Below are 19,869 nucleotides of genomic sequence, written 5' to 3'. Positions count from 1 at the left end.
AGCCCGATTTTTTTATCAATCGGGCTTCGCAGATCATTTGAGTATGTTGTGTTTTTAATCGTTAGTTGCTTGAGAGAAAAGGCGAGGCTGGGATGTTGGTGTCGTTGGTGAGGTTGATTTTTTGTGGGTTTGAGGCGTAGCCGTAGGCGACGACTCTGGGTTTTTTGACGTTGGGGTGAGAGACGGTGACGGTGTTGTCGGGGTTGATGGTTGCGTTGGCGGAGACGAATTTTTTGCCATCGGATGAGATGAAGAAGCCGGAGAGTTTGTCGCCGGAGAGGGGTTTGATGGTATCTGCGTATTTGAAGTGTAGAGTGATTGAGTTGTTTCTGTTGATGGTTTGGTGTGTGAAGAGCGGGCCTGCGGGGGTGATGGGTTTGTTGTAGGTGTCGGCGAGGGCGAGGTAGGCGAGGCGGAGGCCGACGTCTTGTTTGTTGTGTGGGTGGATGTCTTTGGCGTTGCCGATGTCGATGATGACGGCGAGGTTGGTGTTGGGGACGGCGAGGCTTGTGAGCCGCTGCGCTTCACGGAGTTCGCACCAACTATGTTTTTGATATTTGTCGGAAGGGCTTCGGAAATTGGTGAGCTGGACGATGAGGAATGGGAAATTTTTAGCGTTTTGTGGCTGGTCCCATTTTTCACGCCAAGAGGTGATGAGTGAGGTGAGTAGTGCCTGGTAGTATTTTGCGTCGCCGGAGTTTGATTCGCCTTGGTACCAGAGTGCGCCTTTGATGGCGTAAGGTGAGATGGGGTCGATCATGCCGTTGTATGCGCCGGAGGTTGAGTTGCGAAGGAAACGTGGGAAGCGGCCGTAGATTTCTTTGGTGAAGGTGTGGCCGAATTTGTATTTCCAGGGGCGTTTGGCGATGTCGATTTTGGTGTCGGCGTATTGGATGTTGATGTCGTTGCTTTTTGAGATGAAGCCGCCGGTTCTTTGGTTGTCGAGCACACGGACGGCGATGGTGAGGTTGGGTTTGTTGTTGATGGAGGCTGGGATCATGTAGACGCGTCTTTTTCTGGATACGCCGATGGTTTCGGTGCCAGATTGTCCGATGAGTTTGCCGTTAGCGTAGGCCATGTCGTAGTCGTCGATGATGCCGAGTCTGAGTTTGATTTTTTTGTTGCGGAAGTTGGTGGGGATTTTGATGGTGGTGCGAAGCCAGAGGATGCCGTTGATGTCGGGGTTTTCGTGAAGTTGAGAAAACTTGACGGGGAGTCTGGTGGTCTTCCAGTCGGAGTCATCGAAGTCGGGTTTGTGATAGCCCTTGGTGACGCCTTCGGTGTTTTCTTGGTTTTTGACGCGAGCGTTGATGATGTCGTATTGAGGTTTGTTTGCTTCGTAGGTTGCGACGACGTCGGCCCATTTTTTAGATTCGGTGGGGTAGTTTTTGATGAATTTATTGAGGCGGGGATTTTTCTTCATAGCATGGTAGGAGATCCATGCCTGCGCAGGTGTGCCGCCCCATGATGCGTGGATGAGGCCAACGGGTGTGTTGAGGTCTTTGTGAAGTTTGCGGCCGAAGAAATAGGCGACGGCGGAGAAGTTTGGTATGGAATCTGGGGTGACGCTGTGCCACTGGCCTTTGAAGTCGAAGGTTTTGTTGTGTCTGATTTGTTTGGTGACGGTGAAGATGCGGATGTCGGGGTATTGTGCGTTTTTTAATTCTTGTTCGGCGTTGTTGGAGCGTTTGACACTCCATTCCATGTTTGATTGGCCGGAGGCGAGCCAGTTTTCGCCGGTGATGACGTCATTGATGGTGATTGACTTGTCGCCGGTTTTGATGGTGAGTTTGAATGGGCCTTTATCGGTGATGGGGTTGAGGTTAATGCGCCATTGGCCTTCGCTGTTGGCTTTTGTGGTATGGGTTTGGCCTGCGATGGTGGCGGTGACTTGTTGGTTGGGTGAGGCGATGCCCCAGATAGGGCAGGGGAAGTTGCGCTGGAGAAGCATGTGGTCGGAGATGATGGCGGGGAGCTTGAGTGATTGGGCGAGGACGTTGGTCGAGAGCGTCAGCAGTATAAAAAGGAACACGATAGAAAAGAGCTGGCGGGTTACATGCTTCATTGTCATCACTTTTTGTTTTGTTAAAGATCTACGTTTAATGCGTACAAATCGTGCGATTAGTGGGTTTTGGGTGGGGGTTCATTGTAATACAAAAGTTGAGAAAAAAAGACTAAATAGTAGATGCGCTATTAGATGTTGGATTTGAGTATGTGTTATTAAAAAGAACCCGATGTTGTTCGGGTTCTTGCAGGTTTTTGTTGATTATGAAAGCTTATTTATTGATCGGTTCGGAAAGGAGAAGCGGGGATATTGGTACTGTTGGTGAGGTTGAGTTTTTGGGGGTTTGCGGCCCAGCCGTATCGAACTGCTAAGGGTTGCTGGATTTGGGGATGTGTGACGGAGATAGTGTTATTGCTGTTGATTTTGGCGATGGCGGGGAGGTACTTTTGATGGTCATCGGTGATGAAGAAGCCGGTGAGTTTATTGCCGGTAAGCGGTTTGATACCGTCGGTATAATCAAAGGTTAGATTAACGGTGTTGCCCGAGATTGTGTGGGATTGATACATCGGGCCGGAGGGAATGATATTTTTGTTGTAGGTTTGATTGAGTGCCCAGCGTGAGAGGCGTTTGCCTACATCGGCTTTGTTTTTAGGGTGGACGTTGGTTGCATCGCCAATGTCGATAATGACGGCGAGTCCGGTGTTGGGCACGTTTTGATGCGTATTGAGTTGCTGTTCGCGGAGGTATGCCCAGGAATGATTGGTGACACTGAATGAAGGTGATTGATAGTTTGTGAGTTGTACGATGAGGAAGGGGAAGTCGTGTTGTGGTTGATCCCATTCATCTCGCCATGCGCTGATCATGGTCGAGAGGAGGGTTTGGTAGTAAGGATAGTTTGAGGTGCTGGTGTTTGCTTCGCCTTGATACCAGATGACGCCTTTGATGGCGTATGGGATGATGGGTTTGATCATGCCGTTGTAGAGAACGGAGACGTTGCGTGGGCCTTTGGTGCTTGCAGGTTTGTAAGGCTCGCCCTGGAAGGTTGATTCGATGTGTGTTTTCCAGTTGTTGCCGGCGATAGAAAGCTTTTGTTTGCCGCTTGAAAGGTAGATTTCTTTTGCGTCGCTTTTGAACCCGCCGTATCGGTGTTTGTCGGTGATGCGTACGGCGATGGTGAGTTGCTTGCGGTTATTGATTGATGCTGGGATTTTGTATTTTCGAGGGACTTTATAGCTGCTTTTCGTTTCGCTGCCGTGAGAACCGATGTGCTTGCCGTTGACGTAGGTGACATCGTAATCATCGAGCGCGCCGAGGGAGAGGGTGAGGTTGGTCTTTTGAAGGTTTTTCGGAAGGTTAATAGTTGTTCTGTACCAAACAATTCCATCAAACATTCGGTTGTATGTATGTAAAAATTTGGCTGGGACGGTGCATGATTTCCAAGAAGAATCGTCGAAATCGATTTGGTGGTAGTTTAGTTTTGAGCCGGGGTTTTGAGGTTGGGTGCGCAGAATTTTTTTATTGTCTTTTTGCCATTGTTTGAGATTTTTGTCGTACTCGGCCTTTAATTGAGGAGCGTTTTTAACACGCTGCTCGAATTCGTCTGTGTATTGTTTGAGTTCAGTGTTTGAGGCCATGGCGTTGTAGGGTGTCCATGACTGAGCCGGGGTTCCGCCCCAGGATGAAGCGATCATGCCTACAGGGGTTTTGAGGTTTTTGTGAAGATCATGCCCGAAGTAGTAAGCGACGGCGGAAAATTTGGTGATCGATTTTGGTGTTACTTTTTGCCAACGTGCGGATTTGGGTTTTAGGAAGTGCGAGCCTGAAGTGTACTTTCTTGGAACAAGAAAGATGCGATAGTCGGGGTAGTTGGATTTTTTTAAGATTGCATTGTTGGTGTCAGTTCGTTCGATTGGCCATTCCATGTTTGATTGGCCAGAGCCGAGCCAGACTTCGCCGGTGATGACGTCTTTGATGCTGATATTGGTATTCGAGGATTTAACGGTGAGTGTGAATGGGCCTTTGGATTTGATTGGGCTAAGTTTAATGATCCAATTGCCTTTAGTATCGACTTTTGTTTTGTGTGTTTGCTTGTTGATGCTCACGGTAATGTTATCGTTGGGTTTTGCTTTTCCCCAAATCGGGCATACGGTATTTCGTTGTAAAACCATGTGGTCTGAAATAATCGCGGGGAGTTGGAGTGATTGCGCAAAGGATGTGGCTGAGAGCGTGAGTAAAAGTAAGAGAACGAGAACAGGTTTAATCCGATCATTCATGTTTATCATGATAACGCCTATAAATAAAATTTGGTTTGAATGAGGGTGAGGGATGTCATGCGATACGATTGCCAGCTAATCGATCGTTAGATCGTTGCGCAAAATCTCGCGTCTATTGAGGCATGCGATGAGCGGAGCAGTCATATAAATGAGTATGCAATTGGCTGATTCATTTATTCTAATGAAGAAAAGGTGGTTGTCTGTATGTTGTAGCTTTGGCGCAATGCAGTATGGTTTCTGAGTATAAGTAGAAATAAAAAAGACCCAAAGCAGTGATGCTTGGGTCTTTGAATGAACTGATTTATCGTGTTTTGATATTAGTAATCGGATCGGAATGGTGTCGCGGGGAGGTTGGTGTTGTTGGTGAGGTTAAGGTTTTGAGGGTTGGCGGCGAAGCCGTAGGCGACGATCTTGGGGAAGCGGACTTGTGGGTTTGAAATGGTGATTGTGTTGTCGGTGTTGATGATCGCGTTGGCTGGGAGGAAGTTTTTGCCGTTGGATGAGATGAAGAAACCGGTGAGGGTATCGCCGGAGTAGGGGCGGAGGTTTTGGTTGTGGTCGAAGTGCAGTGTGATGGTGTGGTCGAAGTTGATTGATTGGTGAGTAAAGATTGGGCCGGCTGGTGTGGCGGGTTGGTTGTAGGTATTGGCGAATGCCCATGCGGCAAGACGGCGGCCGACGTCTTGTTTATTGCGTGGGTGGATGTCGGCGGCTTCACCGATGTCGATCGTTGTTGCGAGGCCAGTGTTGGGGGTGGAGAGATGGGTGAGACGTTGTGCTTCACGGAGGTGCGCCCAGCCGTGGTCCTGGTATTGATCCGATGGATCATAGAAGTTGGCAATCTGAACGATGAGGAATGGGAAATCCTTGTTGTTGGGTTGATCCCATGCTTCACGCCATGAGTTGATCATGAGTGTGAGGAGGGGTTGGTAGCGAGCGGCGTCCCATGCGTTGGCTTCACCTTGGTACCAGATGACGCCTTGGATGGCGTAGGGGATGAGTGGTTCGATCATGCCGTTGTAGAGGCCGGAGAGTGCGTGGGAGTTGCCGGGAACGCCGCGGGGCATGACGGGCTGTGAGGTGTAGGTTTGGCCGAACTTATATTTCCAGTTGTCATTGGCGAGTGAGATGCGGTCTGAACTATTGGAAAGATAGAGGGTTTCGGGAGCAGACTTGAAGCCGCCTGCGTAGATGTTGTCGACGATGCGGACAGCAATGGTGAGAGTGGGCTTATTGTTAAGTTCGGCAGAGATGGTGTAGTTGCGATTAATCAAGTGTGCATTGGGGGTGTTGTGATCGACTTGGCCGATGAGCTTGCCGTTGACGTAGGTCATTTCGTAGTCATCGATGGCGCCGAGATTGATGGTGAGTTTTTTATGTTGAAAATTTGTGGGGAGGTTGATGGTTGAGCGAAGCCAAAGGACGCCGTCAATGGTTGGATGCTGGTGAAGATCGACGTAGTTGGCTGGGAGTGTTGCGGTTTTCCAGTCAGCATCGTTGAAGTTGATGGTGTGGTAGCCAAGAGCTACGCCAGCGCTATTGGTGAGGTTGATGCGTGCGTCGTGGAATTCTTTTTCGAAGGCGGCGCGATCTGCTTTGTAGGTTTCGGCCTTTCGGGTCATTTCAGGGAGCTTGGCTTCGTAGTCGTCGACGTATGCTTTGGTGACGGGGTTGGATTTGAGTTTGTCGTAGGGTGTCCATGATTGAGCGGGTGTGCCGCCCCATGAGGAGTCGATGAGGCCGACGGGTGTGTTGAGCTTTTGGTGAAGTTCGCGGCCAAAGTAGTAGGCGACTGCGGAGAAGTCAGCGATTGATTTGGGATTGACGGATGACCATGTACCTTCGAAGTCGAAGGTTTTTTCATGCTTGACCTGTTTGGTGACGGTAAAGATGCGGATATCGGGGTAGTTGGCGTTTTGTAATTCTTGTTCAGCGTTGATGGAGAGGTCGGTGGGCCATTCCATGTTGGATTGGCCGGAGCCGATCCAGACTTCGCCGGTGATGACGTCGTTGATGGTGATGGATTGGTCAGATGAGGTGATGGTGAGTGTGAATGGGCCTTTGGTGGTGATGGGGCTGAGGTCGATACGCCAGTTACCGTCGGCGTCTGCGGTGGTGGTGTGGGTTTGATTGTTGATACTGACCGTGATGGGCTGATTGGGTTCGGCTTGTCCCCAGATCGGGCAGGTAGTGTTTTGCTGCAGAAGCATATGGTCTGAGATAATAGCGGGGAGCTTGAGGGATTGAGCGAGGGTTGGGGAGATGAGACTAAGTGAGAAGAAAAGGGCAGCGGCCAAGTATGGCAGGGTCGTGTGTCGTTTCATGGTTTTGCTCTGTGGTGATCGATATCCGGCGAGTACCTGATAGTAACAGATTCAGATTGAACGATACAAGCGGATTCTCTGGAAGTCGTTTGCTTTGTTGGCTTCTCGGTTTTTGAGTGTTCTTGTGTGGGAGAATTGTCTGTATTGTGTGAATGAGATGTTAGAAAGGCAGGAAAAAAGCGATGCGTTAAAAACGCATCGCTTTTGTTTGTTTGTTCGATTGATTGGTACCCAAACGCCAAATATTAAGCGCCAATGGTTTGTGAGTGGAGTAGGTCGTCTGCGCCTTGCTCTTTAAGTTGTGAAACGGCTGTCTTGATGAGGCGGCGGAGTTCTTTGGTTTTGGTTTGTTGGTCGAATTCGAGGCAATGCGAGCCATCGGGCGAGAGGATGCGGATTTGTAGGCGATAGGTTTGATCGCCGGTACGTTTGGTGAGTTCATCACCTGTCTCGACGGGTTCGGCGAGAACAGCGATTGCTGAATGGCAATCGGCTTCGAGTGCGGCGAGGATTTCGCGTTCAGCATGCACAGCGGTTGATGAGGAGGGATTGTTTAATGGGAGGCAGCGTGTGAGAGTGACGTGATCATCGGAGCGGCATTGGATGGCGAGTGCGGCCTGGCATGCTGCGGGGAGCATGATGTCCGTCGGGATGGTTCGGGCTGCGAGGTCAAGTTTCTTAAGACGACGGAGTCCTGCGGCTGCGAGGAGGGTCGCATCGTAGTGGATGGTATTGGGTTGAGGGGCAATGACTTTATTAATGCGTGTTTCGACGTTGCCACGGATGAGGTCGATCTTAAGATCGGGGCGTGCACGCAGGAGTTGTGATGCGCGTCGCGGCGAGGAGGTGCCGATAATAGCGCCGGTTGCAAGCTGATCGAGGGAGGTGGAACCATCCTTGGCGATCAGGCAATCGTTGACAACGGTGCGTTTGGGGACTGCGGCAATCATCAGACCCGGCGTATCACGGGCGGGGAGGTCTTTGAGTGAATGGACGGCGATATCGGCTTCGCCTTTGAGAAGGACCGACTCGATTGTGCGAGTGAAAAGGCCTTTGCCGCCGATATCAGCAAGGGATTGATTGAGTTTGATATCACCCTCGGATTCGATCCAACGGTATTGGATTTCAACGTTAGGATGGAGTTTCCCGAGTGCGCGGCCAACCATTTCGGCTTGCGTACGAGCAAGCAGTGAACGGCGGGATGCGATAACGATTGGTTTACGACTTCGACGCAATATTCTAAGCTCCGTAGTAGAAGCAATAATATAACTGACTGTGCGCAATTATGTTGGCGCAAGGGCTAAGTGTATTCCGACAGGTATGCTTATGAATGAAAAAACCCAGACGATCGCCCTGACGGGCGCGAGTGGATTTGTTGGCACTCATATCCTGCGTGATTTGTTGGAAAAGAAATACACCGTCAAAACCCTCGTGCGGTCTACGTCCCGCACGAAAACGACCCATCGACCCGATGATCACTCCGCAACGGCGTGTGACACAGTGGTGGATCACGATGGAGCGAGGCAATCAAGCTGCGAAAGAACCCCTAAGAGTCGGTTGGAAGCGTCTTGTGATAACGATTCCACACGTTCTATCCCCGACTCTGAGCAAGAGAGGCCCAACCCTTTGCAGACTGAGGGTCATGATACCAAAGTTATCGAGGGTGATCTTTTCAACAATGCGAGCCTTGAAAAACTTGTTGATGGAGCAAGCGTTGTTATTCATCTTGTAGGGATTATTCGGGAAGTGCCAAGTAAGGGCGTCACATTTGAGCGTGTGCATGTTGAGGGGACGGAAAATTTGTTGCGTGCGGCTAAGAAGGCAGGCGTGAAACGTTGGATACAGATGTCAGCTTTGGGGACAAAAGATCACGCGTCATCAAAATATCATCGAACTAAACGATTGGCAGAGTTGGCGGTGATGAAGAGCGGGTTGGATTGGACGATTTTTCGGCCAAGCCTGATTCATGGGCCAGATGGTGAGTTCATGCTGATGGTGAAAGACTTTTTTACCAAGGGTTTGGCGAAGGGAGGCATGCCTTTCGTGCCCTACTTTGGCAAAGGGATTTTAGGTGGCGGCTTTGGCGGAGGGGCAGGGCTCGTACAGCCGGTGTGGGTGGAGGATGTGGCCGCAATGTTTGTGGAGGCTGTTGAGAATAAGCAGACGATTGGGCAGATTTACGATGTAGCTGGGGCAGATCGTATGAGTTGGCCACAGATGTATGAGATATGCCAGAAATATATTGCAGGAGCGAAACATCGACCGGCGGTTGGTGTGCCGAGCTGGTTTGCCAAAAAGGTGGCAGGTATCGCAGAGAGAGTTGGTGTGACGAGTTTGCCGTTTGGTAAGGATCAGGTGTTGATGGCGGAGGAAGATAATGTGGCGAATGATGCTGAGTTAGAACGGCTGGATCGTGATCTTGGGATAAAAAGAAGTGGTTTTGAGGAAGTTGTGAAAAAGTATGGCCCGACGATGACTTAAATGACATTGCGGCGGGGTGATGTCGCAGATGCCTGGGATGGCCATACCGATAAAGATACCAGCTTGATTTTTGATCGAATTTAGGTCAGGCTGAGTACGATTTGGGATTATTGGTTCAGACTGGCATGTTTGGTTTGCCAGCATACAGGAGATGATATGTCGGATAATAAGCTCGCAGAAAAGAAACCGGTCTGGGCAATTTGGCATTGGGCACTTCACTGGCAGATTCTGATTGGTTTGATTTTGGGGGCGGCGTTGGGGCTCGGAATTTCGCTTTACTATATCGGTGAGTGGAAAACACAGTACGCCAGCGAACTGGCCGCGGCAGCAGCAGCGGGGCAGGCTTACCAAGAGGCAGGCATCCCTGGCGTTGTAACGCTTGTCGATCAAGGTTTGGTGTACATGATCTGCGATCTGATTGGCGATATATTTTTGAATGCGCTGAAGCTAGTTGTGATCCCACTTGTGACCAGCTCTATCATCGTTTCCATTATCGGCATCGGTAAAGGGGCAGGTTTTCGCAGGATCGGTTTGAAGACCTTGTCGTATTATGCAGCAACATCATTGGTCTCGATTTTGATCGGCCTGACGCTCGTAAACACACTCAAGCCGGGTGTGGTTGAAAGCGGAGCTTTGTTGACCAGTGAAAATATTAAGCAATTTGGTGATGTGGCTGGTGAGATGAATTCAAAGCTTGGTGGATCGACAGCATCTGACTTTTTAGATGTCTTCCGCAAACTTGTGCCGGACAATCTCATTACTGCTGCGACGACGAATAATCTTCTAGGGTTGATTGTCGTTTCGCTTTTTGTGGGCTATCTGGTTGTTAGAATTAAACCCGAACCGGGCGAAGTACTGACATTATTTTTTGATGGCATGTACCGTGTGAGTATTCGATTGACGAATATCATTTTGCGATTTGCGCCAATTGGGATCCTGTTTTTGATTGCTGCGACGATGATGCAGAACTACGCGAAACTGTCACAGGAAGAACGTTTGTGGGAGTTTGGCTCATCGTTGGTGTTGTTTGCGTTCACGGTTATCGCCGCACTCGCGGTGCATATGTTTATCGTTTTACCTATATTCTTATGGATTTTTACACGTGTGAATCCATATCGACATCACCGCGCGATGGCGCCAGCTTTGCTAACAGCGTTCTCAACTGCCAGTAGTTCGGCAACTTTGCCTGTGACGATGGAATGTGTTGAGCAGCGAGCGGGGGTAAGCCGCAAGACCTCATCGTTTGTATTGCCGTTGGGTGCAACAGTGAACATGGACGGCTCGGCATTATATGAATGTGTTGCTGCGATTTTTGTGATTCAAGCCTTTGGTTGGCAACTCGATCTCGCACAGCAATTCTTCATCGTCATTGTTGCGCTCTTAACTAGTATTGGTGTTGCCGGCGTGCCGAGCGCTTCCTTGGTTGCCATTATCGTGATTTTGCAAGCGATCGAATCGCAGTTAGCTTCACAGGGTATCAACCTTCCGCTTGTGGCTGGCTTCCCAATCTTGCTGATCTTTGACCGTCCGTTAGATATGTGCCGTACTGCAGTCAATATCTTCAGTGACTCGATCGGAGCAACGATCATTGCGAAAACCGAAGGTGAGGAGGGGCTCCTCAGACCAGAACTCCTGCAAGGTCACGATGCTTTCGAAGAAGATTAAACAAGGCCATTTGATGATCAAATAGGTACTAACAAAGCCCAGCATATGCTGGGCTTTTAAAATCTAATGATAAAGAATATTATTGCTCGGATGGCTTGGGCAGTTTCTCATTGAGGTATTTCTCAACGTTTTGGATGCCTTCTTTCCATCGTCGTAGCCCCCAGCTTGATTTACTGAAGTATGGGCCAGTATTGTGAGTGTACTTATCGTAGGATAGAAAATTATGTTCAACACCAAGCTCATCTAACCGCTTCTTAAATTCAATCGCTTTGGCATACGGGATGATCTCATCCTTCTTGCCGTGCGTGAACTGAATCGGCGGCATGTCAGAGCGAATCAAGTGTAGTGGTGAGTAAGGTTCGTATTCATTGGGTGTGGTGCCTAGTCTGCCTTTGCCATAGCCGTTCGGGCTACCGTCATAGACAGAGTTAAAAAGAGCAAATGCGAAAATTTTAGCATCACCGTTTTTTAAGCTTTCTACTCGGTTGCTCAATCCCGTGACCATTGCAAGATGCGATCCAGCAGAACTGCCCATCAACGCGATACGCTTTTTGTCCCACTCCATGCCAGGTTCGCCGGTATGATCGATGATCCATTGCATCGCAGCTTCAGCATCAGCAACCGCCTCGAATGGTGTCGTTTTATCTTTATTCTTGATGCGATATTCTGGCACGATTGTGTAATAGCCAGCCGTCGAAAGATACTTAGCGCTACGTGATAGGCTATTCGTTGAGCCACCGTTCCATCCACCCCCATGATACAAAACCACGGCAGGTGCAGGCTTGGTGACGGGCTTTGGTGGTGCCCAGACAAAAACTCTTAAAGCGCGTTCAGGGCGTTTGATATAGGTATACGAGGCATCCGCATTTTTGCATGAGTATTTTTCATGCTGAACGACAGATTCTAGTCGATCGTTTGCGATGGCTGCATCATTTACGCCACATATTGCTAACAAGGTCAATATGCAGATCAATAGCTTCGGGTTATATCGTACATTGAGCATAAAAGTAACTTAAACCATGTGTGTGTGAACTAAGAGCGAATAAACGATAACCTGTTTTACTTACGACGAATCAGAGCAATCATCGATAAGGAAAGCAAAGCTAGGCTGGAAGGTTCAGGTATTGCTGCAAGCTGTTTCTCTAAGAAATTTTCGACATTGTAAATGCCATACATCCAACGTTTCTGATAAAGCGGATCAGTGCTATAAGATGACCCAGTTGAGTGGCCGAAGTGGGCATATGATCTAAACAGTTTTTCGACACCTAGGTCTTCAAGTTTTTGGTCAAACGCAAGTGCTTGAGTGTGCGGCACAGATGTGTCTTTTTCGCCGTGCGTAAAAAAGATCGGCGCCATGTCTTCATGAATCAAGTGATGCGGTGAGTAAGGCTCGTATTCTTCAGGTTTCGTGCCCAATCTACCATTACCATACCCCTCAGGACTTACATCGTAAACCGAGTTGAAAAGTGTGTAGGCGAGAATATTTGCATCGCCATTCTCTAATCCTTCAACACGTCCACCCAGCCCAGTAACCATTGCTAGGTGCGAACCAGCTGAGCTACCCATCAACGCGATGCGCTGGTTGTCCCAGTTCATCCCATCAATTCCTTGGTTGTCGATGACCCACTGCAAGGCAGCTTCGGAATCATGTGCAGCATCGATAGGCGTCGTACCATCAGTATCTCTCAGTCGGTACTCAGGCGTAACCACGTAGTAGCCACTGAGTGCAAAATAAAGTGCGCTTCTTGCAAATGCACTAGGAGAGCCCGTATTCCAGCCGCCACCGTGATACATGACAATTACTGGTGCGGTGCCGCTTGTTACAGTTCTAGGTTTCCACACGTGCAAATTAAGATCACGTTCCGGCCTAGATGCGTAGCGATATGTCTTGTCTGCGTTTGATGTGTTATAGCCATTGTGGCTAATAACTTCTAGAATTCTGTCATTCGCATTGTCCAAGGCATGTAGCGTTGAATTCAAAGTAAAGCACGCGATTAATACGAAAAGTCCAATGATGTTGGTTGCTACGTAGCGTGAGACAAATGCCTGAGTCATTTTCCTATCCTCATAATACAAATGAATGAATACTAAATGTTTAATCATAAACTTGAGTGTGCGCTGTCATATGGCATCTTTTTATCAGCTTGCACATCAAGGTTATGAACTAAAATAGGGGAGTATTGATGCAGTAAATCGCAATACGGGTGAGTATTTCTTTAATACTAAATAGTGAAGCGGTTATTTCTTGCGTCGAATTAATGTAAGCATGGTCATAGAAAGTAATGCTAAGCTGGAAGGTTCGGGTATCGCCGTAAGTTGCTTTCCTAGGAAATCCTCAACATTGTAAACGCCCTGCATCCATGCAGTTTGGCCTCCTTCACTACTGCTGTAGTATGGCCCGGTATTATGCCCGTAGTTGGCATAGGATAGAAATTCTTTTTCGACACCTAGATCTTCAAGTCTCTGATCAAACTCAAGTGCTTTTGAATATGGTACGGTCGTATCTTTTTCACCATGTGTGAAAATGATTGGATCCATGTCCTTATGGGCTAAATGTAGTGGTGAGTATGGCCCGTATTCTTCAATCGTGTTACCAAGCCTGCCCTTGCCGTATCCATTGGGGCTGCCATCATAAACCGAGTTGAAAGCCGCATAGGCAAAAACATTAGCATCGCCATTATTAAGCCCTGCAACACGTCCGCCTAAACCAGTCGTCATCGCTAAGTGTGACCCCGCCGAACTACCATATAATGCGATCCGCTGATTGTCCCAGTCCATGCCGTCAACGCCCTGATTGTCAATGACCCACTGCAAAGCAGCCTCGGCATCATGTACCGCATCAATGGGTGTTGTGCCGTCTGTATTTTTGACCCGATAATTTGGTGTGACGACGTAGTATCCGCTAAGCGCAAAATAGAGTGCGCTTCTAGCAAAGGCACTGGGCGTCCCGCCATTCCAACCGCCGCCGTGATACATCACGATAACTGGAGCGTCCTCACGAGGTGCTGTCCTCGGTGTCCAAACAAATACCTCAAGATCACGTTCAGGTCGTGTGGCATAGGTGTAGCGTTTGTCTGCATTCGCAGCGTAGTAGCTAGTATGGCTCGCAACTTCTTTAATCCGATCGTTTGCGTATTTACTGAGAGCATGAGTTGGCGTGGTCGTTATTGTGCAGGCCGCGAGCATCATCGCTGCCCCTAACGTTGTCTTCAAAATACTAGTAAACGGTGTCTGGGTAGCCATGTTGGTCATCTCTTTACCTCACTTAAAAATATAAATCACAGATATGTTAGTAATCGTAGATCAGCAGGATCGTATTGCCATTGCATTATTGCAATACTGCATAGCGCAGATGCGTTTGGTATTCAAGTAAACGCCCGTAATCGCCAAAAAAGCACGAAAAAAGCCGTGATATTGCGTATCACGGCCTAAGCATTGACAACACAGTCAAGGCTGAAGTCATACGTCACGCCATGGTTGGCGATCCGTTATTGGAGGTTTAATAACCGAATTGAGTATGTACTATTTTTCGAGATTATCGAAGTCGTGGATATCTTTACCCGCTTCTTTTGAGAGTATATCGAGTGCCGCCGCGGCGCCGTCTCCTGCCGAGATAATCGCTTGAATTTTGTCCGGCCTTGTCGACCAACCCGTTACGTATAAATTGGGAACCATCGTGCGGCCATTGCGATCTGCCTCAACAGTTTTCTGATCATTTAAACTTAATCCCACACCTGTAACTAATTCAGGGTTTCTGCCAGCAGCGATGATGACATATTTAGCCTCATCGATTTTGCCAACGGCAGTTTTAATGGTGAACCCGTCGTCTGCAATTGCAATTTTCGTCACTTGCTCGTCAACTATTTCAGCACCCATATCAATGACTTGTGTGCGAGCATTCTTTTGAAAGTCCGGGCCAGAAATCTCACGAATGCCGAGATAGTTGTGAACCATCGCGTAATGCATTGGTGTCTTGTCTTGGCCATAGACCACAGTCGTATATTTTGCCTTCGCTAAATACAATGCAGCGCTTAGGCCCGCTGGGCCATCACCAATAATGATTACTTTCGCCATGGTAGTCTCCTTGGATATTGAACTATATCAGGCGAATACCATCAGATTAAACGATATGATTATCATTTGAATAGGTGGGGAAAACATCCAAAATATAAAAAGGAACCTACAGGAGCAGATTCCTTTGTTTATATTGATGTTATAGATAGTTTAATTGTTATAACGATCAATCGAACCACAAGATGCGTCCTCGCCCTGTACAGAAGACGACATCGCAATCATGTTCTCGTCATCTCGTTGTGAGTCATCAAAAGCATTCTCTGTGTTTACATGAATTTTCGTTGGACCCAGCAATTCACATTGAGCAGATCCATTATCAACACGCGATAGTACACCTGTGATGCCATGTGTTAAATGCTCATCGACACACACACGGATTGCACGATTTTGAATCGTAACAACCTTGCCACCTTGATGTAGTTCAAAGCTCACGTCTGCTGATTGTTTGGTTCCTCGTTGGGAAGCTTGGCGTAAAAGCTCTTTTAATTGAGCCAATTCACCATTAAACGAGGTGCCAACCTTGGGATCAGCTTTATCGTTAATGATGATTTTCACACCGCGCGTCAGTTCGACAGCCGCCTCACTGACTGGGATCACACGCTCAATAATGATATTGGGTTCCTCGCGGCGGCGATCGACTTTACCCTCAATAAATACAATCTCATCTTTCACTAAAAACGCTGAACAGGTTTCAAATGTTCTCGGAAACGCTACACCGTCGATCTTGTTTGTCTTTGATTCGATCGTGATCATCGCCATTTTTTCGCCCTTCTTTTTCGTGAAGGTCGGGCGAACGCGGGTAAGCATGCCGCCGATGATGATTTTCGTATCGGTTGCCAATTCAGTAATATTCTCTATCGCAATATTAGAATATCGTTCGATTGTATCGCCAACCTCATCAAGCGGATGACTGGATGCGTACAGCCCAAGCACTTCCTTCTCAAACTCCAGAGTCTCTTTTTTCTCCCAAGCTTTCACTTCCGGCAACTTAAAGTTATCTTCTTTCTTTCCTTCTTCGCGATCTTTCTTATCGACCTCACCAAACAAGAAATCGTCAGAAGCACGTAACGTCGATGCCTGTGAGCCCGCACGCATGGCCGCTTCGACACCAGCAACCATCGCTGCCCGTTCATCTTGCGAGTGTACTGAATCAAATGCACCGCACTTAATTAACGCTTCGATTGTGGATTTATTCGCAGCTGATGATGGCACGCGTTCGCAAAAATCTGACAACGACATAAACGGCCCAGATTTTTCACGTTCTTGAATAATGACAATGATCGCTTTTTCGCCAACACCTTTAACAGCACTTAGCCCGAAGCGGATGTGACCCGCACTTGCTGTCCGCTCTTCATCATTGGTATAAACAACAGAGAACGCAATATCTGAAAGATTGATATCCGGTGGCTTGACATCCACACCACGTTTCCCGTTCGGCAATAGCACACGCTTGCATTCGTCAATATACTCAACGACTTTCTCAGTGCTCACGCACTCAAACGTCAGCAGTGCAGCCATGTAATGAATCGGGAAGTACGACTTCAAATAAGCCGTCTGATACGCCACAATCGCGTAACCCGTTGAGTGCGATTTGTTGAAACCATACCCTGCAAACTTCAGGATCAAATCAAACAAATCACCAGCTTGTTTTTCACTAACACCCTTTTCACCCGAACCGACAATAAACTGCGCACGATTCTCATTAATAACATCCATCTTCTTTTTCGAGATAGCTTTAATGAGTGTATAAGCCTGACGCAATGGAATCGAACCAAGTTGGTTGACCACCTGCATGACCTGTTCCTGATACACCATAATGCCATAAGTCTCAGCCGTGAGATTGTCGACAATCTCATGGACTTTCGGCACCTCTTCGCGATCATGCTTACGGTTATTATAGTTTGGGATCAGCTCCATCGGCCCAGGGCGATACAACGCATTCGCTGCAATCAAATCTTCCAACCGGTCCGGCGCCATCGCCATCAACAAGTTGCGCATCCCGCCCGATTCAAACTGAAATACACCTGCGGTTTCGCCGCGACGAAACAGGTCAAGAACCTTAGTGTCATCAAAATGTAAACGCTCAAGGTCCAGGGGATCCCAAGACTTCGGCCTTTCCGAATCTGGATCAATCGTGCGACGAATCGTATTTGGTGGTAACGACTTCAAAGCCAACTGCCTTGCACGCTCAATAATGGTCAGCGTACGAAGCCCCAAGAAGTCCATCTTCAACAAACCAATCGCTTCGCACGTCGGCCCATCCCACTGAGTCACAATCTGCTCAGTACCTGATGGCTTATATAGCGGCACAATATTATCCAGCGGTTGTGTTGCAACAATCACGCCCGCCGCATGTACCCCAACATGCCGAGCCATCCCCTCAAGCCGCCGACCCGTGTCATACACTTCACGCACCAACTGATTTTCATCGTACAGTGCCTTCAAGTCCGGCTCTTGCTCAAGGGCCGAATCAAGCGTTGTCTTTAATCCATCCCCAATCAGCTTGCAAAGATTGTCCACCTCATTCAGCGGCATGTCATGCACACGACCAACATCGCGAATTACCGCACGCGCTTTCAACGTTCCGTACGTAATAATCTGCGCAACATAACCATACTTGTCACGCACATACTGAATAATTTCCTGCCGCCCATTCTGGCAGATGTCGATATCGATATCGGGATATTCTGTTCGGTCTGGGTCAGTAAAACGCTCAAATAGCAGGCCATACTTCACCGGGCAAGCGTTCGCGATACCCAACGCATAACCCACCATCGTACCCACACCCGAACCACGCGCATTCGACGGCATCCCACGTGACCGTGCTTCATTCACAAAGTCCCACACAATAATGAAGTACGCACTAATCAGCTTGTCCGCCAGAACCTGAAGCTCACGCTCCATCCTAGCCCGCTTCGCTTCATCCACCCCGTCACGACCATACCGCCAAATTGCCCCCGCCTCTGAAAGCATACGCAGCGCCCCATCGCACTGTAGCTTCAATTCATCTTCTGATTCAGTATCGACTTCTGTGTTATATGGCTCGACCTCGAACTGACCACAAAATGCCTTGTACCACTCGCTCGTTCCCACCTCATGATCACATTCAAAATCATCAATCAGCTTCAACGCCCCATCCGCATCCGTCGGCAACTCAGCATACGGCGACTTCACTTTCACAACCGGTGCATGGTTCGCATTAAAATCCAACTCAACATGACAGCGGTCCGCAATCTTCTTCGTGTTCTCAATCGCATCCGGCAACTTCAACTCATCAACAAACCGCTTATGCATCTCCTCCGGCGACTTAACATACAAATCTTTCGGATAATGCAGCCGATTCTCATCATGCTTAATCTTGCCCATCGAAATACAACACAACGAATCGTGCGCATCCCAGTCGTCAGCCGTCAAAAAGTGAGCATCATTGTCACATACAATCGGGATGTCCAACTCCCTTGCCAGTCTCACCAGATGCGGATTAATCTGATCCTGCAGCTTCTCCTCATGGCTCTGCAGCTCAATATAAAAGCATGGCTCCCCATTCTCGTTCACCCCAAAAGTCTCTTTATGCCATATCGCTTCCTGCTTCGCCCGTTCATACATCGACTCGTCTTTGGTCTGCTCATACTTCACCATATAAAACGCAATCGACGATCCCAAGTGCCCATTGATCGCAATCAGCCCGTCCTGATGTTCCTCCAAAATCCCCTTATCCATACGTGGCTTAAAATAAAACCCATTGATATACGCATCCGAACTCAGCTTTAGCAGATGGCTCCACCCCTTTTGATTCTCCGCAAGCAGCACCAAGTGAAATCCACCATCCGATACGCCCGTAAACTCGCGCTTCGTCCGGTCACTCTTCCCCGTCACATCCGGTGCGACATAAGCCTCAATCCCCAGAATTGGTTTGATCCCCGCTGCTTTCGCTTTCTTATAACAGTCCGCCGCCCCAAACAGATTGCCGTGATCGGTGATCGCCACCGCATCCATCCCCAGTTCCTTTACCTTCTCCATCAACTTCGCAGGCTTGTTACCACCATCCAGCAGCGAATACATCGTGTGCAAATGCAGGTGAACAAAAGGCATCGTCTTCTTAGCAGTATCTGTCATATCTTCAGCAATCTCTGGTTAGCTGTTGGCAAAAAACCATGATTTCCCAGTCATCACAGCCTCGCAACATCGTGCTCACATTTTAGTTCACCAGCTCCCCCTTGTGTGGATTTTTCCGCCATCGTTATAAGTCACTGCCAACCCACATTTCACACCGTGGATAACCCCTTCTATAAATTGAATAACTCGCTAAAACAATATTGCGGCCGGCCCCGTTTTCCATGATCATATCTCACATGACACAGCCAATCATGACGGAGTTCAGCTACCGGGTTCAGGGTGAATATGATCTGACTCATTGGAAACGATTGCTTCGTGCAAAAAAGAGCATGTACGAAGAAAAGCCAGGTTCCTTCAGCCTTCGTAGTGGTTATAAATCCAGTTTCCCCATACTGCCCCTTATCTTTTTTGGTTTCATGTTTCATGCCCTTTTTACTGAAGAAGTAATAGATCAAGAACAATACCAAATCATGCTAATCCTGATGGGTCTCTTCTCCATTCTTACCTTTAGATTGTTGCAAAGCTGTTACGTTAATAGCAGCTATATTGATAATCGACCTGCAAGAAAACGCTATAAAAACAAAATCAAATACACCCTCACCGTCGACCCGGAAGGCATTGATGTCCGCTTGGCCGATCAATACACACACACTTATCTGCCTTGGTACGCGGTCAAGCATGTTAAATGGGTACGAGCCGGCGTTTGTCTTGCTGCCAATGAACAGACCATAGTGCTTTTGTTAAAAGAACATTTCGAATCCCCCGACCATTGGCGAGCCTTTGCCATGATTGTCTATCGAAAATTCGGCCAATGTATGAAATGCGATTACAATCTCACCGGCTCAACCTCCCCAACTTGTCCCGAATGCGGCGACGATCTGGCGCGACAAATCCTTCACCATTCCTTCGAGTAGAACATCAAATACAATAC

12 protein-coding genes are annotated in these 19,869 nt (G+C 48.3%); 3 read left to right on the top strand and 9 right to left on the bottom strand.

Annotation, left to right across the window (positions count from 1 at the left end; all coding sequences use genetic code 11):
- Positions 1-61: 61 nt before the first annotated feature.
- The 4 genes from KS4_RS15310 to hemC all read right to left on the bottom strand — a co-directional run bounded on the left by KS4_RS15310 (position 62) and on the right by hemC (position 7,837).
- Positions 62-2,065 carry a sialate O-acetylesterase gene (locus tag KS4_RS15310; protein ID WP_200761340.1) on the bottom strand — a complete coding sequence of 668 codons (2,004 nt, stop codon included), beginning with the start codon at positions 2,063-2,065 and terminating at the stop codon, positions 62-64.
- A gap of 215 nt (positions 2,066-2,280) precedes the next feature.
- Complete coding sequence (locus KS4_RS15305; protein WP_200761339.1) at positions 2,281-4,278, bottom strand: sialate O-acetylesterase; 1,998 nt, start codon at positions 4,276-4,278, stop codon at positions 2,281-2,283.
- A 317-nt stretch (positions 4,279-4,595) separates the two neighbouring features.
- Positions 4,596-6,602 (bottom strand): sialate O-acetylesterase, encoded by a 2,007-nt coding sequence (locus KS4_RS15300; RefSeq protein ID WP_145080107.1) that lies wholly within the window; start codon positions 6,600-6,602, stop codon positions 4,596-4,598.
- A gap of 245 nt (positions 6,603-6,847) precedes the next feature.
- Positions 6,848-7,837 carry a hydroxymethylbilane synthase gene (gene hemC, locus KS4_RS15295; protein WP_200761338.1) on the bottom strand — a complete coding sequence of 330 codons (990 nt, stop codon included), beginning with the start codon at positions 7,835-7,837 and terminating at the stop codon, positions 6,848-6,850.
- 91 nt (positions 7,838-7,928) lie between these two features.
- Here hemC and KS4_RS15290 point away from each other — a divergent pair, with 91 nt between their 5' ends.
- Together KS4_RS15290 and KS4_RS15285 are read left to right on the top strand one after the other, a co-directional pair.
- Entirely contained in the window at positions 7,929-9,083 is a 1,155-nt protein-coding gene (locus KS4_RS15290) for an NAD(P)H-binding protein (RefSeq protein WP_200761337.1), read from the top strand.
- A gap of 156 nt (positions 9,084-9,239) precedes the next feature.
- A complete protein-coding gene (locus KS4_RS15285; RefSeq protein WP_145080098.1) occupies positions 9,240-10,748 on the top strand; it encodes a dicarboxylate/amino acid:cation symporter in 1,509 nt (502 codons plus the stop codon).
- A gap of 79 nt (positions 10,749-10,827) precedes the next feature.
- On the opposite strand, the gene KS4_RS15280 is transcribed toward KS4_RS15285, so the two are convergent.
- From KS4_RS15280 to dnaE, 5 genes are all read right to left on the bottom strand, one after another.
- Positions 10,828-11,709 carry an alpha/beta hydrolase gene (locus KS4_RS15280; protein WP_200761336.1) on the bottom strand — a complete coding sequence of 294 codons (882 nt, stop codon included), beginning with the start codon at positions 11,707-11,709 and terminating at the stop codon, positions 10,828-10,830.
- A gap of 98 nt (positions 11,710-11,807) precedes the next feature.
- Positions 11,808-12,803 carry an alpha/beta hydrolase gene (locus KS4_RS15275; protein WP_200761335.1) on the bottom strand — a complete coding sequence of 332 codons (996 nt, stop codon included), beginning with the start codon at positions 12,801-12,803 and terminating at the stop codon, positions 11,808-11,810.
- Between the two features lie 183 nt (positions 12,804-12,986).
- Positions 12,987-13,991, bottom strand: a complete 1,005-nt coding sequence (locus KS4_RS15270; protein WP_200761334.1) for an alpha/beta hydrolase — start codon at positions 13,989-13,991, stop codon at positions 12,987-12,989.
- A 279-nt stretch (positions 13,992-14,270) separates the two neighbouring features.
- Positions 14,271-14,822, bottom strand: a complete 552-nt coding sequence (locus KS4_RS15265) for an NAD(P)/FAD-dependent oxidoreductase (RefSeq protein WP_145080090.1) — start codon at positions 14,820-14,822, stop codon at positions 14,271-14,273.
- A gap of 150 nt (positions 14,823-14,972) precedes the next feature.
- Entirely contained in the window at positions 14,973-18,938 is a 3,966-nt protein-coding gene (gene dnaE, locus KS4_RS15260) for a DNA polymerase III subunit alpha (protein WP_145080088.1), read from the bottom strand.
- Between the two features lie 236 nt (positions 18,939-19,174).
- Here dnaE and KS4_RS15255 point away from each other — a divergent pair, with 236 nt between their 5' ends.
- Positions 19,175-19,852: a hypothetical protein gene (locus KS4_RS15255; RefSeq protein ID WP_145080086.1), complete on the top strand. Its 678-nt coding sequence runs from the start codon at positions 19,175-19,177 to the stop codon at positions 19,850-19,852.
- Positions 19,853-19,869 lie beyond the last annotated feature (17 nt).

The sequence above is a fragment of the Poriferisphaera corsica genome, assembly GCF_007747445.1.
Classification (GTDB): Bacteria; Planctomycetota; Phycisphaerae; order Phycisphaerales; family Phycisphaeraceae; genus Poriferisphaera; species Poriferisphaera corsica.
This window is presented reverse-complemented; position numbering and strand designations above follow the sequence as displayed.

Bases quoted from the DNA above. Each gene is read 5' to 3' on its own strand.
- KS4_RS15305 (WP_200761339.1), bottom strand. From the start codon at position 4,278: ATGAATGATCGGATTAAACCTGTTCTCGTTCTCTTACTTTTACTCACG.
- KS4_RS15270 (WP_200761334.1), bottom strand. From the start codon at position 13,991: ATGGCTACCCAGACACCGTTTACTAGTATTTTGAAGACAACGTTAGGG.
- KS4_RS15290 (WP_200761337.1), top strand. From the start codon at position 7,929: ATGAATGAAAAAACCCAGACGATCGCCCTGACGGGCGCGAGTGGATTT.
- KS4_RS15275 (WP_200761335.1), bottom strand. From the start codon at position 12,803: ATGACTCAGGCATTTGTCTCACGCTACGTAGCAACCAACATCATTGGA.
- KS4_RS15300 (WP_145080107.1), bottom strand. From the start codon at position 6,602: ATGAAACGACACACGACCCTGCCATACTTGGCCGCTGCCCTTTTCTTC.
- KS4_RS15285 (WP_145080098.1), top strand. From the start codon at position 9,240: ATGTCGGATAATAAGCTCGCAGAAAAGAAACCGGTCTGGGCAATTTGG.
- KS4_RS15265 (WP_145080090.1), bottom strand. From the start codon at position 14,822: ATGGCGAAAGTAATCATTATTGGTGATGGCCCAGCGGGCCTAAGCGCT.
- dnaE (WP_145080088.1), bottom strand. From the start codon at position 18,938: ATGACAGATACTGCTAAGAAGACGATGCCTTTTGTTCACCTGCATTTG.
- KS4_RS15310 (WP_200761340.1), bottom strand. From the start codon at position 2,065: ATGAAGCATGTAACCCGCCAGCTCTTTTCTATCGTGTTCCTTTTTATA.
- KS4_RS15255 (WP_145080086.1), top strand. From the start codon at position 19,175: ATGACACAGCCAATCATGACGGAGTTCAGCTACCGGGTTCAGGGTGAA.